Source organism: Mycobacterium canetti CIPT 140010059, assembly GCF_000253375.1.
Taxonomy (GTDB): Bacteria; Actinomycetota; Actinomycetes; order Mycobacteriales; family Mycobacteriaceae; genus Mycobacterium; species Mycobacterium tuberculosis.
Genome location: NC_015848.1, coordinates 1,051,366 through 1,067,087, shown reverse-complemented (window position 1 = coordinate 1,067,087; position 15,722 = coordinate 1,051,366). Strand labels below are relative to the sequence as shown.

Here is a 15,722-nt window from a genome sequence, read left to right as displayed (position 1 = left end):
GCAGCGGGTGCTGGGCGACGGTCAGCGGCCTCGGCGGGGGCCGAGGCCGCGAGAGCGCAGGCCCGCATCGCCGAGCCTGTAGATACCGCGACAAACGGCGAGTGCCGCCGAGCACGATAACTAAAGGCTCGGCGAAGACAGCGGCTCTGATCGACGCCACTCCACGGCATTAGGGTCGAACCATGACCTCCGCGCCAATCCCCGACATCACCGCTACCCCGGCATGGGACGCCCTGCGCAGACATCACGATCAGATCGGAAACACCCATCTTCGCCAGTTCTTCGCCGACGATCCGGGTCGCGGCCGGGAGCTCACCGTCAGCGTCGGCGATCTCTACATCGACTACAGCAAACACCGCGTCACCCGCGAGACGCTGGCGCTGCTGATCGATCTGGCCCGGACGGCCCACCTCGAAGAGCGTCGCGACCAGATGTTCGCCGGTGTGCATATCAACACCTCTGAGGATCGAGCGGTGTTGCACACCGCGCTGCGGCTGCCCCGAGACGCCGAACTCGTCGTCGACGGCCAAGACGTCGTCACCGACGTACATGCCGTGCTCGACGCGATGGGCGCCTTCACCGACCGCCTGCGCAGCGGCGAGTGGACCGGAGCAACTGGAAAGCGGATCAGCACCGTCGTCAACATCGGCATCGGTGGTTCGGATTTGGGTCCGGTGATGGTGTACCAAGCGTTGCGCCACTATGCCGACGCGGGCATTTCCGCGCGCTTCGTGTCCAACGTCGATCCCGCCGACCTGATCGCCACGCTCGCCGATCTAGACCCCGCCACAACGCTTTTCATCGTCGCGTCGAAGACGTTCTCGACGCTGGAGACATTGACCAATGCGACCGCGGCGCGTCGCTGGCTGACCGATGCGCTGGGCGACGCCGCGGTGTCGCGGCATTTTGTCGCGGTGTCCACCAACAAGCGCCTGGTCGACGACTTCGGGATCAACACCGACAACATGTTCGGTTTTTGGGATTGGGTCGGCGGGCGTTATTCGGTGGATTCGGCGATCGGGCTGTCGTTGATGACGGTGATCGGCCGCGACGCCTTCGCCGATTTCTTGGCCGGATTCCACATCATCGACCGCCATTTCGCGACCGCTCCGCTGGAATCCAACGCGCCGGTGCTGCTTGGCCTGATCGGACTGTGGTACTCCAATTTCTTCGGTGCGCAATCACGCACCGTGCTGCCGTATTCCAATGACTTGTCGCGTTTTCCGGCCTACCTTCAGCAGTTGACCATGGAATCCAACGGCAAGTCCACGCGCGCCGACGGCAGCCCGGTCAGCGCCGACACCGGTGAAATCTTTTGGGGTGAACCGGGAACCAACGGCCAGCACGCCTTCTACCAGTTGCTGCACCAGGGCACCCGGCTGGTGCCAGCCGATTTCATCGGCTTTGCTCAACCCCTCGACGACCTGCCGACCGCCGAGGGCACCGGCAGCATGCATGATCTGCTGATGAGCAACTTCTTCGCCCAAACCCAGGTGCTGGCGTTCGGCAAGACCGCCGAGGAGATCGCCGCCGACGGCACCCCCGCCCACGTGGTAGCGCATAAGGTGATGCCCGGCAACCGGCCGTCCACCTCAATTCTGGCCAGTCGGCTCACGCCGTCGGTGCTGGGGCAGTTGATCGCGCTCTACGAGCATCAGGTGTTCACCGAGGGTGTGGTGTGGGGTATCGACTCGTTCGACCAGTGGGGGGTGGAGCTGGGCAAGACGCAGGCCAAGGCGCTGCTTCCGGTAATCACCGGCGCCGGTTCACCGCCACCGCAGTCGGACAGCTCGACCGACGGGCTGGTGCGCCGCTACCGCACCGAACGTGGCCGCGCGGGCTAGGGCGTGTCTCCCAATTTCGGAGTTCCCACTCGGGCGTGGATGACGGCGCAGGCCAGCAGGACGCCGCCGAGGTAGGTCAGGGCGTATTTGTCGTAGCGGGTTGCGATGCCGCGCCACTGCTTGAGTCGATGGAAGCCGCGTTCGACGGTGTTGCGTAGCCCGTAGAGCGCGGCGTCGAATGCTGGTGGCCGCCCGCCGGCAGACCCCTTGGCCTTGCGCCGGTCGATCTGATCTTGGCGTTCGGGGATGGTGTGCTTGATCTTCTTAGACCGTAATGCGGCACGGGTACTTGGGTGTGAGTAGGCCTTGTCGGCGAGTAAGCGGAAATCCGTGCTGCCCAGGGCGTATTCGGTGCTGGCATGGCGATAGTCGTCGAGCAGGGGCAGCAGTTGCGGGTTGTCGCCGGCCTGGCCTGCGGTCAACCGGATCCGCACCGGGGCTTCGCGCTGATCGGTCAGGGCATGGATCTTGGTGGTCAGCCCGCCGCGCGAGCGGCCGATCGCATGATCGTCGGGTTCATCGGCGGATTTCTTGTAATTCGACAGTGCCCCCTGTGGCGAGCGTGTCCGAGCGGGCGCCCGCCGAATGCTGGTGTGCCCGCACGTTCGTGGAATCCACCGACAGCAACTTCTCGATATCCTCGGCCACCTCAGCGTCCACCCCGAACACCGCGGCAACGTGGGCGAACATCTCGTCGTAGGTACCATCCAGCGACCAACGGTGATGGCGCTTCCACACCGTTTGCCACGGCCCGAACTCAGCGGGCAGGTCCCGCCACGGACTTCCCGTACGGAACCGCCACGCGATCCCTTCCAGGATAAGCCGGTGATCGCTAAACCGTCTGCCGCGCTTGCCCTCATGCGACGGCATCAACGGCTCGACCACGGCCCAGAACTCGTCCGAAATCACACCCACTCGCGTCACCGGCCAATCCTCGCTGGCCAGTACCTAAAAATTTGGGAGACACGCCCTAGGTGGCCGAGCGCCCGCTAGGCGAAGCGTCTGGTCAGCCGCGGCGGCAGCACCCACATCAGCCGCACCAGTGGCGCCCATGGCCACCAGGGGACCGCGGCGCGTCCGGGCTCGCGCTCGATGGCGGCCACCAGCGCCTTGACGCCAGTTGCGTTGTCCACCATCAACATTGTGCTCGCCGATTTGGCCGTCATCTCCGACTCGATATAACCCGGCTCCAGCACCGTGACCCTGATGGGGCCTTGCGCGTACTCGGCGCGCAGCGATTCGCCTAGCGAGCGCACACCGGCTTTGCTTGCCGCATACGCGGCTTTGACGCCCGGCACCCCTTTGACGCCGAGCACTGAGGAGATGAGCACCAAATGCCCCGAACCGCGCTGGTTGAACATGTCCAGTGCCGTTTCGATCTGCACGAGTGCGGCGACCAGGTTGGTTTCGATGGTTGCCTTGTTCGCCCACAGCTTGCCCGAGCCCAGCCGGGCACCCTTGCCGATTCCGGCGTTGACGATCACACGGTCAATGCCGCCAATCTCATCGCTGAGTTCGGCGAATACCTTGGGCACCCGCTCGTGGTCGTTGACGTCCAGCTCCGCGACAGCGATCTTGATGTCGGGATACCGTTGCGACAGTTCGGCTTTCAGTTCGGTCAGCCGATCCGTGCGGCGGGCGCAGAGCGCCAGGTCGCGGCCCTGGGCGGCGAAGGATCGGGCCATCCCGGCGCCCAGGCCGGAACTGGCGCCGGTGATCAGGATCTTCTGGCGAGTCACTCCGGTGAGCATATCGACTACTTGAGCAGCCGCGACATACGCCGGTCGGCCAGCGCCTTGCCACCGGTCTGACACGTTGGACAGTACTGAAAAGACTTGTCCGCGAAGGACACCTCCCGCACGGTGTCACCGCACACTGGGCAGGGTAACCCGGTGCGCGCATGTACTCGAAGCCCAGAACGTTTCTCCCCTTTGAGCATGGCCGCGCCCTGGCCGACGGACCGGCGCACCGCGTCCGACAGCACCGACGCCATCGCCTCATGCAGGCAGGTGAGCTGTGCGCCGGATAACTTGCCGGCCGTGGCGAACGGCGAGATCTTCGCGACGTGCAGGATTTCGTCACTATAGGCGTTGCCGATGCCGGCGATCACCTTCTGGTCGGTGATGACGGTCTTGATCCGGCCGGTGTTGCCGGCCAACAGCCCGGCCAGGTCGTCGGTGCTGACGTCCAGCGCATCGGGCCCGAGCGCGGCGATGCCGGGCACCCGCTTCGGATCGTCGACCAGCCACACCGCCAGCCGTTTCTGGGTTCCTGCCTCGGTGAGGTCGAAACCCGGCGCGGTGCCCGGGACGCCCAGGTGGACGCGCAGCGCGATGGGCCCCTTGCCGGGGCGCAGCGGCACCGCGGTCAGCTTGTCGGACCAGCGCAACCAGCCCGCCCGGGACAGGTGGGTGATCAACCACAGCCGCCCGGTCGACAGGCCGAGGTATTTACCCCACCGATCGGCCCCCGCCACCGTCTGGCCGTACAGCGCGTCCACCGGCGGATCGAAGGTTTTCAGCGCGGACAGCGCGCCGACATCGACACGGCCAACCGTCGTACCGACGGCGTGCCGGCGCAAATGATCTGCCAGCGCTTCGATCTCGGGCAGTTCGGGCACGCGTTTCAGTCTGCCGACCGTCGCGCGGAGATGTCTATCCCAGCAGGGCTACGCGGGACCGGGGGCCCCGGGGGTGCCGAACAGCAGTCCGCGGGCACCGCCGAGACCGCCGACACCGCCAAGGGCCGGGCCGGCCCCGGCCCCGCCGTCGCCGCCATTGCCGATCAGCTGGGCGTCGCCGCCGTCACCACCGACACCACCGGGAACGAGCGGTGCCATCGCAGCGCTGCCGGCGTTACCGCCTCGGCCGCCATTGCCGTAGAACAGCCCGCCGTCGCCACCGTTGCCACCGCCACTGATATGGACCACCGTGCCGGTCCCGTTATTACCGCCGTCGCCGCCGGTGCCGCCGTGGCCCAGCAGCTTGGCGTCACCGCCGAAGCCCCCGTTACCCCCAACGCCACCGACCGGAGCGACAGACTGGCCGGCCCCACCCGACCCCCCGTGTCCGCCGGGCCCACCATGGCCGAACAGCCCGGCATTGCCGCCGTTACCAGCAAACACGTCGAAGGTGCCGAAGGCGCCGCCGTTCGCTCCTACTTGTACGGCTGGATCGGCTACGAAGGACCCGCCGTTGCCGGTATTGCCGCCGGCCCCACCGTCGCCGTATAGCCACCCGCCGTTGCCCCCGTTGCCGCCGTTGCCGCCAGCACCGCCGGTGCCGGCGGTGGCAGTAGCGTTCGTGGCGCCGGTAGCAGTCCCACCGTCACCGCCGCTCCCGCCGTCCCCGCCCCGGCCGAACAGCAGCCCCCCGCGACCACCGACCCCCCCGAAACCGCCGGCTCCCCCGTCGTGGCCGAAGCCGTCACCGATGTCGACAGCGGTCCCGCCGATACCACCGGCCCCGCCGGCTCCGCCCCTGCCGAACAGCCAACCACCGGCCCCGCCGGCACCGCCGTTGCCGGCTGCGCCCCCAACGCCACCCGCACCGGAGACTCCCATGCCGCCGGCGCCACCCCGTCCGCCGTTGCCCCACAACCCGGCCGCGCCGCCGTTGCCGCCGTTTTGACCCGGCGCGCCCGACCCGCCGTTGCCGCCGTTGCCGTAGAGCCAGCCGCCGGGGCTGCCGGCTTGGCCGGTCCCCGGTGCACCGTTGGCACCGTTACCGATCAGCGGACGCCCAGTGAGCGCCAGCACGGGGTCAGTGGCCAAGGCCTGCGCCTGCTGCATTGGCAGCGCGTTGAGGGCCTCGGTCGTGGCGTACTGCCCCGCGCCGGCGCTCATGAGCGCGACGAACTGCTGATGGAACAACGCCGCCTGTGCACTTAGCACCTGATATGCCTGAGCGTGTGCACTAAACAACGCCGCAATGCCCGCCGACACCTCGTCGGCGCCGGCGGGCAGCACCGCGGTTATCGGGGCCGCCGCTGCCGCGTTGGCCTGGCTAATCGTCGAACCGATTCCTGCCAAATCGTTGGCCGCCGCAGCCACATACTCGGGCGCTGCGATCACCCACGACATCCAAAGCCCTCCAGACGGCTGCGACGGCCCGCCCGTCGCATGTGATCTTCGACACACGTTGACTAGGGGCGATGGTAGCGCGATCCGCAGGACCATTCGGGCGCTTCGACCAAATCCTTAATTCGACACCGCGCCGTCGCTGTTCAGCGCGGTGCCCTAAGTAAGCCCTTTAGCGATCCCTCAGTAAGTAGGTATCCATGATCCAGCCGTGTCGTGCCCGTGCTTGGTCGCGCAGTGCCACGATGCGTGTCCCGACCTCGCCGACCGTGCCTGCCACCAGCAGCTCGTCGTCGGTGCCCAGATAGGCACCCCACCAGATTCGGGTGTCCGGAGGGCAGGCCTGAAACGAGCAGTCGCCGTCGAGCATGACCACAGCCGAGCCAGACCACCCGTGCGTCCGCAGCTGTCGTCCGGTAGTGATCAGGACGGGTGCGCCAACCTCGTTGAGTGGGATACGGTGCCGGGCGGTCAGCGCCTGCACCGCGCTGATACCCGGAACCACGTCATAGCTGATGTCGACCTCGGCTGCCACCGCATCCAGGACCCGCAGCGTGCTGTCGTACAGCGACGGGTCACCCCAGGCCAGGAAGGCTCCCACCCCATCGGGTTCCAGTTCGGCGGAGATGGCCGCCGCCCAGATCCGGGCGCGCGCCGCGTGCCAGTCGCAAACAGCCTGCCGGTAGTCGGTATCGGTCGACCGTTGTGGGTCGGGCAGCTCGACGAACCGGTACCCGGGCTCGCGGACATACCGTGCGCAGATCGTCCGCCGCAGGGCCAGCAGGCCGGGCTTCGCCTCACCTTTGTCCATTGCAAAGAACACCTGGGTGTCATTGAGCGCGTGAATCGCCTGCACGGTCAGGTAGTCCGGGTCCCCGACGCCAATGCCGATGACGTGAATACGCCGACCCATGCCGCTCAACCTAATCGAGACCGCGAACGGACTATCCGAGACCAGTGGTATCGGATACCATGGGTATTGACTATCGATCGTGATCTCCCTAACGTCTGAAGCACCCGATGAAGGGACACCAACGATGACCACTGCGGTGAAACCAAGCGGGCCGAATCGCGAAGAGGTCTCCGAGCGGCTGCTGAAGGGCTCGATCAGGAAGTCCTACGAGCCCGTCGTCGACATCGACTGGGACGCCCCGCTGGACCCAGACAAGTTCTACCTACCTCCAAGGCTGGTATCGCTGTACGCCACACCGATGTGGGACGAGATGACCCGCAAGCAGCAAATCGAGCTGTCCCGCCAGGAGTTGGTCAACACGCTGTCGGCCGGGATCTGGTTCGAGAACATGCTCAACCAATCGTTGTTGCGCACCATCTTGCACAAAGACCCCACCAGCGCCTCGACGCATTACAAGTTGACCGAGCTGGGCGACGAGACCCGCCACATGATCATGTTCGGCAAAGCCATCGAGCGCATAGGCGCCAAGCCGGTACGCCCGCGGCTGTTCCACCGGATGGTCATCAACACGCTCCCGCTGGCGTTTCAACGAGGCTCGATGCTGTGGGTGGCCGCCCTGATCGGCGAGGAAATCTTCGACTCGCTACAACGGCAGATGATGGACGACCCCGAATTGCAGCCAATTATCCAGCGGCTCATGCGAATTCACGTCACCGAAGAGGCCCGCCACATCCAGTTCGCCCGCGACGGCGCACGCCGGCGGGTGCAGACGATGCCACGCTACAACCGATGGTTCATGGCCAACATCAACGGCGTGGGTGGGTATTTCTTCCGCTACCTGTTCAGCAACCCGGTCCCCTACGCGCGCACCGGCCTGGACCCGCAACGGGCCCGCAAGACCGCCCGCAGCAGCCCGCATCGTCACCAAATGCAGCGGGCCGGATTCGCTCCCCTGGCGGCGTTCTTGACCGAAGTGGGCCTGATGGGCCCGATCGCCCGTCGCGCCTGGAAACGCACCAACTTTCTGTGACCGCGACGCTCGGCCTCGCTGACGCCGGCCACCGCATTGTCATCGTCGGCAGGGGTGCTGGTGGCCGGGACGCCGCAGCCGCGCTGCTAGCCGCCGACGTCACCGAGTTCGTGATCCTCGACAAGGCACCCGGGCCTGCCCGCGACGGGCACCTACGTCCCGGCCGCGAGGTCCTCCGTTCGGTGTTCGACGACAATACCGACACCTGGGTGCTCGGCACTGCCGGCGGCGAGACCTTCCGGTGTCGCGTCGTCATCGCCACCCACCGACAGGTGCACGTCCCGTGGATACCGGACTTCGCCGGGCGCGCCGACTACCGAGGTGAGTCGTTTCACGCGGCGGCATGGGACCGCGATTTCGACCCGGCCGGCAAACGCATCGCGGTGGTCGGCACCGATGCCGCCGCCGCCCACTACATCAGCCGGTTGTCTGAATCGGCGGCGTCGGTCACGGTCTTCACCCAGGCACCGCGCCGCGTCGTCACCGGAGTACCACTGTGGACGACACGCGCCAAACGCTGGCTACGTCGCCGCACCGGGGCTGAGCATCCAGCGGTCGCCTTGGCGACGGCGGCGATCGACGCGCTGACCTCCTCGGGCATCCGCACCAGCGATGGCGTGGAACACCCCGTCGACGCCATCATCTACGGCACCGGGTTCGCGATCGCCGATCAGGTCGGCGATCAGACCCTGGTCGGTGCCGGCGGTGTGACCATCCGCCAAGCCTGGGACGATGGCATGGAGCCCTACCTCGGCGTCGCCGTTCACGGTTTCCCCAACTACTTCTTCATCACCGGGCCCGATACCGCCGCGCAGGCACGCTGCGTCGTCGAATGCATGAAGCTCATGGAGCGCACGGCCAGCCGCCGCATCGAGGTGCGCCGCAGCAGCCAGCAGGTATTCAACGAGCGCGCCCAACTCAAACCCGCTCAGCCCCATCGGCAGACTGGGGGCCTCGAAGCGTTCGACTTGTCATCCGCGGCGACCGAGGACGATCAGACCTACGACGGTGCGGCGACGCTAACGCTCGCTGGTGCCCGCTTTCGGGTCCGCGTCCGGCTTACCGGTCACCTCGATCCGATCGACGGCAACTACCACTGGCAGGGCACCGTATTCGATTCCTTGCCCGAGACTTCACTCACCCATGCCCGGGCGGCGACGTTAACCATCGGCGGACGTAGCGCACCCGCACGCATCACTGAACAAACACCGTGGGGTACCCACTCGGTCGCCGGAGTGGGCCCACCGCCCTATGCCCGAAGCGGCCCAGCCTCGGCCACCACTTGAACGCATCCCGGCGCCGGCGCGGCGTTCGTTGATCTTTGTTGGCCGGATTCCCGGGCCCTACCTGCTGGCGTTTGCATAGGCTGGGCATAGCCCGGACTGGAGGTTGATCGCGTGTTTTTGTGGGTAACCACCCCCTGGGTGGTGGGTGCTGCGCCGGACGGCGCGATCATCAAAAGATAGGGTTTCTGCCGCCAAGGCGGACGGCATCCTCAAGCTATTGGCGGGACAGGAGTTCGAGGAGCTGGCTATGAAACCGGACGACAGGATGGGACCGGAATGCCGGTTCATGGCGTCCCGCCGTTTCGGAACCATGGCTATGGTGGCACTCCGACCCAAGTTGCGATGTGCACCTGACGCCGGGGCAAGGGACGCAAGGAAGTGGTCGCGGTGAGCACGGCAGCCAAGTCACCGACAGCGCTGGCCATTGCGGTACGTACACAGGATTCGGTGGTCATCTTGACCGCCGACGGTGCGCTTGACTCCAGCAGTTCTGCACTGCTCCGGGACAGCCTCACGAGGGCGACGCTCGAGCAGCCGTCCGCCGTTATCGTCAATGTCACCGAGCTGCAAGTCGCCGAGGAATCGGCATGGTCGGTCTTTATCAGCGCCCGCTGGCAGGCCGAGTTCCGAGCGGATGTACCGGTCTTGCTGGTCTGCGGCCATCGGGCCGGCCGCGCGGCGGTCACCCGCACCGGGGTCGCCCGCTTCATGCCGGTGTACCCGACCGAAAAAGCGGCGAGCAAGGCCATCGGTCGGCTCGCGCGCCGCAATTTCAAGCGTTCGGACGCACAACTGCCCGCCAACCTGAACAGCCTTCGCGAGTCACGCCAGTTGGTCCGCGAATGGCTCACCCAATGGTCACGTCCCGGGCTTATTCCAGTCGCGTTGGTCGTCGTCAACGTATTCGTGGAGAACGTGCTGAAACACACCGGAAGCGACCCGGTGATGCGGATCGAAAGCGATGGCCCAACAGCAACCATCGCGGTTTCCGACGGCAGCAGCGCTCCGGCGGTTCGGCTGGCGTCCCCACCGAAGGGCATCGACGTTTCCGGCCTGGCGATCGTTGCCGCGTTGTCCCGCGCCTGGGGCAGCAGTCCCACTTCGTCGGGCAAGACGGTCTGGGCAATTATTGGGCCGGAGAACCAACTCTGACCAAGCCGTTGCGCCCCGCTTGCACGTCAAATTAGAACACGTTCTAATCTCGTTGGGGACGGCCACTTCGAGGAAGGCAATCACGTGCGGTTCAGCTACGCGGAGGCAATGACCGACTTCACGTTCTACATCCCGCTGGCCAAGGCAGCCGAAGCGGCGGGATACAGCAGCATGACGATTCCCGACAGCATCGCCTACCCCTTCGAATCCGACTCGAAGTACCCGTACACACCCGACGGCAACCGCGAATTCATGGACGGCAAGCCTTTCATCGAAACCTTTGTCCTGACAGCAGCATTGGGCGCAGTCACGACGAGGCTGCGGTTCAACTTCTTCGTCCTCAAGCTGCCCATCCGCCCGCCGGCTCTGGTGGCAAAGCAGGCCGGTTCCCTAGCCGCCCTGATCGGCAACCGGGTCGGGCTGGGTGTCGGCACTAGCCCGTGGCCGGAGGATTACGAGCTGATGGGCGTCCCGTTCGCTAAGCGCGGCAAGCGGATTGACGAATGCATCGAGATCGTGCGTGGCCTTACCACCGGCGATTACTTCGAGTTCCACGGCGAGTTCTACGACATACCCAAGACCAAGATGACCCCGGCGCCCACCCAGCCGATCCCGATCCTGGTCGGTGGCCACGCCGATGCAGCACTGCGACGGGCGGCGCGCGCCGATGGATGGATGCATGGCGGCGGCGATCCGGACGAACTCGACCGGCTGATCGCCAGGGTCAAGCGGCTTCGCGAGGAAGCGGGGAAAACCAGCCCGTTCGAAATCCACGTGATCTCCCTGGACGGTTTCACCGTGGACGGCGTCAAGCGGCTCGAGGACAAAGGGGTGACGGACGTCATCGTCGGTTTCCGTGTCCCGTACACCATGGGCCCCGACACCGAGCCGCTGCAGACCAAGATCCGCAATCTGGAGATGTTCGCCGAGAACGTCATCGCGAAAGTTTAAGCATCACAACGGATCGATCCCCGATCAGCTTCGTGAGAGCCGTTGGACCCTGTGCCATGCTCGGCGGCGCCTTTCACACCCGCCACATTGGCCGCTGTCTGGACGGGATGTTCTTCGTGCCCGCCTCAGCGCGACAAAGTGATGGCTGCCATCGGGAATCCTTGGCGCGCTGGCTTTGTCGCTCGTGGACAGGCAAACCATGCGCCCGCCGGTCCGCAGATTCCCGTGACAAACGCGCCCGAGTGGCTACGTACAGTGGCGCGCCGCCCATTCGGCCTGCATCACCAGCAACGCCAGCAAGTCCTGGCGCGGGGTGTCGGGATCCAATTCGCGGTAACGCTGGTAGACGTTGACCACTACCCGTTCGGAGTCCAGCCAGCTCGCGTACTCGCCCAGGTCGATGGTCTCGACGGCCTCGGGCAACGATAGACCCTTGCGGTAGGCCGCCTCGGCCTGTTCGGCGATGTGCGCCAGATAGCCACGGACGGCACGGATCCCGTCCGGGCCGGTGACCGGACCATGCCCAGGCACCACCGTGGGCGCGTCCAGCGCGATCATCGCGTCGCAGGCGGCGACCCAGCTGGCGATCGGGCCTGCCCACACAATCGGCGTGCAACCGATGAACAGCAGATCCCCGGCGAACAGCACACCGGCGTCCGGCACATGCACGACCGAGTCGGCGGTGGTGTGCGCGGGACCGAGGTTGAGCAGGTCGACTCGCCGGCCGCCGAGCTCGATGGCCAGGTCGCGGTCGAACGTCAGGTCGGCGTTGCGCAGCTTGATGCCGCTGAAGTCAAAGTGACCGAAGCGATCACGCAGATACCGCGTCGCAACGGGGCCCACGTCGGCGGTTTGGATCCGGGCTAGCATCTCCGGTGCCGGGCCATGCTCGATCTCCTCGGAGGTGCCCTTGGCGGCGATGATGCGCACTGAGCGGTCCAACAGTTGAGTGCCGTGCGTGTGGTCGCCGTTGGAGTGCGTGATCAGGGCGTCGGTGATGGGCGCCCGCTCGGTGACCGGCTTCATCGCGGCCAACATCTCGCGTGTCAGTGCCAGGTCGAACAGGGTGTCCACGAGCAGCGACGCGCCGTCCCCGGCGACCAGCCCGGCGTTGCTGAAGCCGTATCCCCCGTCGGGCAGCGTCCACGCCCATACCCGGTCGGCGACTTCGTGCAGCCCGCGGGTGAAGGGCACCCGCGTCGGTGCCGGGTTGACCCCGCGCCGGTCGGGTTCGGCGTCCGGATTCGGCCGAAGAGCCAACGGAAAAGGAGTGCCGCTCGTCCGGACGGTCTGCCTCGTCTCGCCCAGCCCTTCGACCTGGAGGGTGACCACGTCGCCGTCGTGCAGCCAGCCCGGGAATGATTCCGGTGGCCTGAGGTGCTCGACGAGCGTGCAGGTGGGCACCGTGCCCGAGCCGAACACGTCACCCGGGGTCAGCGTCACCCCCCGCGAGGCATAGGCGATGACTTCGCCGAAGCTCCAGTCCATCTGTGCGGTCGACCCCGATCCGATCACGGTGCCGTTGACCAAGGCGGTCACCCGCAGGCTTAGCTTCCCGCCCCGGCAATAGGGCTCCAGCTCATCCGGTGTGACCAGATAGGGGCCCAGGGTGATACCGCTGTCTTTGCCCTTGGCCTGTCCGATGCGCAGCTGGCCCTCCAGCATCTGCAGGTCCCGTGCGGACCAGTCGTTGAAAATGGTGTAGCCGATGATCGACCGTTCGGCCTGCTCGACGGTCAAGTCTTTGCCGCTGGTTCCGATAACCGCCGCGATCTCCAATTCGAAGTCCTGCCACGCACTTCCGGGTGCGGTGGGTGCGTCGTCGTACGGTCCCAAAACCGTTGACGGGCACGCGAAGTAGAACGCCGGGATGCGGTACCAAGTATCCATGAGCACCCGGCCGCCCCCCATCGCTTCCTGGCAGTTGCGCATGTGGTCCAGAAAGCACAACGAGTCCCGGATCGACGGCGGGCGCGGAATCGGCGCCGCCAGCGTAACCTCGTCGAGCGCTACCACCGCGGCCGGTGAGCGCAATGCCCGTTCGCCCGCCGTGCGCAGACCGTCGGCGCCGCGCCCGACCAGATCCAGCAACGACACGTCCGGCGGCATCGCGTAGATGGCGTCACCGGAAAGCACTCCCGTTCGTTCGCCGTGGTCACTTCGATACGTCACCCACTTCATTCGCGCACCACCTCACTGGGTTTCTTGTCCGGCCGCAGCCCACGCCAGCTTGATTGACGCAGCCGGCCCTCCGGAGTCCACTCGCTGTAGCGCACCTCTGCGACCAGCGCCGGCTTGACATATGTGATGCCCTTGGCGTCACGCGCGGGCAGTGGTACGTCGAAGGGGGACTCGTCGGTATGCAGCGGCGCCAGCATCTCCTTGAGGTTGGCCAGTTCGCGTTCGGTGAGGCCGGTACCGACCCGCCCGGCGAACTGCAGCCCACCTGGACCGGGGATGCCCATGAGCAGCGACCCGACGCCACTGCTGCGCCCGCCTTCCCCGGCGCGCCAGCCGCCGATGACGACTTCCTGGGTGTTCCAGTGCTTGTCCTTGACCCACGACGCGCAGCGCCGGCCCGGCTGATAGCGCGAGTCACGCCTCTTGGCGATCACGCCCTCCCAGCCGTGCTTGCGCGAGCACGCAAACGCTTGGGCGCCGTCACCGGGCAGCAGCTCGGGAACGGTGAGACTGGTTGCGTTAGCTAGGGTTTCGAGCAGCTTACGCCGGTCTTGGTAGCGGGTGCCTAGCAGCGAGCGGCCGTCGAGGTAGAGCAGGTCGAACGCCCAGAACTCGACACGGGTGTTGCGGCCCCGATTCTGCATCTGGCTGAAGCTGGGCACACCAGAGGAGTCAAGTACGACGGCCTCGCCGTCCAGCACCACGTGGTGATCGGCGAGATCCTCCGCCAATGCCCGCAATTGCGGATACTCGGCGGTGACATCGCGCCCGCTGCGGGACCGCAGCCGCACGGCGCCGTGGTCAGCCTCAACCAGCAACCGGTAGCCGTCCCACTTGCCTTCGAACGCCCACTGGCTGGCCTTTAGACCGGCCACCGTGCCGTGCGTGGCAAGCATTGGGGCCAGATTGTCGAACTCGAACACCTTCTGGTCTTTCTGATTCTTTAGGCGGTGCGCCAGCCACCGATCGCCGTTGGTCCGAATCAGCGCATAACGCCCAGAGATCCGGCCGCCGTGCAGATTCACGATGACCTCCCCCGTGTGCGGGTCATCGTGGAACTTCTCGGTGTCGTAAGTGCCGGAGTCCCAGATGATCACCTTGCCGGCGCCGTACTCCCCGCTGGGAATCGCGCCCTCGAACGTGGCGTATTCCAGCGGGTGGTCCTCGGTGTGTATCGCTAGATGGTTAACCGATGTGTTGTCGGGCAGGTTTTTCGGTACCGCCCACGAGACCAGCACGCCGTCGCGTTCCAGCCGGAAATCGTAGTGCGGCCGACGCGCGTGATGCTCCTGGATGACGAACGTATTGCCGTCTCCGGTAACGGGTTTCGCCGTGGGAATCGGCTCGGGAGTTTTCGATGCGTCGCGCATGCGGCGGTATCGGGTCAACCGGTCCGCTACCGGAGCGTCGGCATCCAGCCGCTCGAGCAGATCGCCGTCGCGGGCAATCCGGGTCAGCACCTCGTCGTAGGAGAGCTGACGCAGTGCGGGGTCGTCGAGCTCCGCCCAGGTGCGGGGCGCCGCGACGGTCGGATGCGTCCGGCCACGCAGTGAGTACGGCGCGATGGTGGTCTTCGAGCCGCTGTTCTGGCTCCAGTCCACAAACACCTTCCCGGCCCGCAGGCTTTTGGTCATGGTCGAGGTGACCAACGCGGGCATCGCCTGCTCCAATCGCTGCGCGACGCGCTTGGCCAACACCGTGGCTCCCCTGCTGCTCACCGGCTCATCCAGCGGTGTGTACAGATGCAATCCCTTGCTGCCGCTGGTGACCGGGAAGGTGACCAACCCGATATCGGCGAGAAGATCACGAACCGCGCGCGCCACCTCGGCCAGCTGGGCCATCATCACGCCTTCGCCCGGGTCCAGGTCGAACACCAAACGCGTTGCCGGGCCCGGATTTAACTCACCTGATCCGGGCTCGGCGACAAACCGCCACTGCGGCACGTGCACCTCCAGCGCCGCCTGTTGGGCGATCCAGGCCAGCCCGGTTGCGCTATCGATGATCGGATAGGTCGTCGTCCCGGACCGGTGCGCCACCGTTGCACGTGACAGCCAAGGCGGCGCCGACAACGCCAACTGCTTTTCGAAGAACGCGGGTTGGTCGACGCCGTTAGGCCAGCGCTTGCGCGTCGCCGGCCGTCCCGCGATGTGGCCGAGCATGACTTCGGCAACACCGGCGTAGTAGTCGAAGATATCGGACTTTGTGGTCCCCGTGGCGGGATAGAGCACCTTGTCGGCGTTGGTCAGCGTCACCCGTTGCTCCGACGCCGAACCCATGCTTTCAACGT

At 66.1% G+C, this 15,722-nt stretch carries 11 protein-coding genes and 4 pseudogenes; 5 read left to right on the top strand and 10 right to left on the bottom strand.

Annotated elements, in window-relative coordinates:
- The first annotated feature begins 182 nt into the window (after nt 1-182).
- The gene (pgi, locus tag MCAN_RS04975) at nt 183-1,844 is read left to right on the top strand and encodes a glucose-6-phosphate isomerase (protein WP_003404830.1); all 1,662 of its coding nucleotides are present in this window, start codon (nt 183-185) and stop codon (nt 1,842-1,844) included.
- On the opposite strand, the pseudogene MCAN_RS21095 reads toward pgi, so the two are convergent.
- The 6 genes and pseudogenes from MCAN_RS21095 to cobF form a co-directional block, all read right to left on the bottom strand.
- Nucleotides 1,841-2,768 (bottom strand): annotated as a pseudogene (locus MCAN_RS21095) (IS5-like element ISMt1 family transposase). The gene pgi and the pseudogene MCAN_RS21095 overlap by 4 nt on opposite strands.
- Nucleotides 2,769-2,833: 65 nt before the next feature.
- Nucleotides 2,834-3,583: an SDR family oxidoreductase gene (locus tag MCAN_RS04960; RefSeq protein ID WP_003918158.1), complete on the bottom strand. Its 750-nt coding sequence runs from the start codon at nt 3,581-3,583 to the stop codon at nt 2,834-2,836.
- A gap of 17 nt (nt 3,584-3,600) precedes the next feature.
- On the bottom strand, nt 3,601-4,068 hold the full coding sequence (locus MCAN_RS23395) for a zinc finger domain-containing protein (RefSeq protein WP_230864520.1): 468 nt from the start codon (nt 4,066-4,068) through the stop codon (nt 3,601-3,603).
- Between the two features lie 162 nt (nt 4,069-4,230).
- Nucleotides 4,231-4,464: pseudogene (locus MCAN_RS23390) on the bottom strand (DNA-formamidopyrimidine glycosylase family protein); the annotation flags it as partial.
- A 48-nt stretch (nt 4,465-4,512) separates the two neighbouring features.
- Nucleotides 4,513-5,925 carry a PE family protein gene (locus MCAN_RS04950; protein ID WP_014000512.1) on the bottom strand — a complete coding sequence of 471 codons (1,413 nt, stop codon included), beginning with the start codon at nt 5,923-5,925 and terminating at the stop codon, nt 4,513-4,515.
- A 169-nt stretch (nt 5,926-6,094) separates the two neighbouring features.
- The gene (gene cobF, locus MCAN_RS04945; protein WP_014000511.1) at nt 6,095-6,835 is read right to left on the bottom strand and encodes a precorrin-6A synthase (deacetylating); all 741 of its coding nucleotides are present in this window, start codon (nt 6,833-6,835) and stop codon (nt 6,095-6,097) included.
- A 124-nt stretch (nt 6,836-6,959) separates the two neighbouring features.
- On the opposite strand from cobF, the pseudogene MCAN_RS04940 reads away from it, so the two are divergent.
- Nucleotides 6,960-7,754: pseudogene (locus MCAN_RS04940) on the top strand (AurF N-oxygenase family protein); the annotation flags it as partial.
- A gap of 50 nt (nt 7,755-7,804) precedes the next feature.
- Here the strand turns inward: MCAN_RS04940 and MCAN_RS23385 are convergent.
- Nucleotides 7,805-7,897: pseudogene (locus tag MCAN_RS23385) on the bottom strand (hypothetical protein); the annotation flags it as partial.
- Between the two features lie 255 nt (nt 7,898-8,152).
- On the opposite strand from MCAN_RS23385, the gene MCAN_RS04935 reads away from it, so the two are divergent.
- Complete coding sequence (locus MCAN_RS04935; protein WP_080602957.1) at nt 8,153-9,151, top strand: DUF4873 domain-containing protein; 999 nt, start codon at nt 8,153-8,155, stop codon at nt 9,149-9,151.
- A gap of 57 nt (nt 9,152-9,208) precedes the next feature.
- Here the strand turns inward: MCAN_RS04935 and MCAN_RS04930 are convergent, their stop codons facing one another.
- The gene (locus tag MCAN_RS04930; protein WP_003901948.1) at nt 9,209-9,487 is read right to left on the bottom strand and encodes a hypothetical protein; all 279 of its coding nucleotides are present in this window, start codon (nt 9,485-9,487) and stop codon (nt 9,209-9,211) included.
- 42 nt (nt 9,488-9,529) lie between these two features.
- Between MCAN_RS04930 and MCAN_RS04925 the strand changes: the two genes are divergently transcribed.
- Entirely contained in the window at nt 9,530-10,303 is a 774-nt protein-coding gene (locus MCAN_RS04925) for an STAS domain-containing protein (protein WP_014000508.1), read from the top strand.
- Between the two features lie 84 nt (nt 10,304-10,387).
- Nucleotides 10,388-11,254, top strand: coding sequence for a TIGR03619 family F420-dependent LLM class oxidoreductase (locus MCAN_RS04920; protein ID WP_003404819.1), 867 nt, complete (start codon nt 10,388-10,390; stop codon nt 11,252-11,254).
- A 246-nt stretch (nt 11,255-11,500) separates the two neighbouring features.
- Here MCAN_RS04920 and MCAN_RS04915 read toward each other — a convergent pair whose 3' ends face one another.
- Nucleotides 11,501-13,435, bottom strand: coding sequence for a fumarylacetoacetate hydrolase family protein (locus MCAN_RS04915; RefSeq protein ID WP_014000507.1), 1,935 nt, complete (start codon nt 13,433-13,435; stop codon nt 11,501-11,503).
- Entirely contained in the window at nt 13,432-15,711 is a 2,280-nt protein-coding gene (locus MCAN_RS04910) for an ATP-dependent DNA ligase (protein WP_014000506.1), read from the bottom strand. The genes MCAN_RS04915 and MCAN_RS04910 overlap by 4 nt, the downstream gene beginning before the upstream one ends.
- Nucleotides 15,712-15,722: the final 11 nt, after the last annotated feature.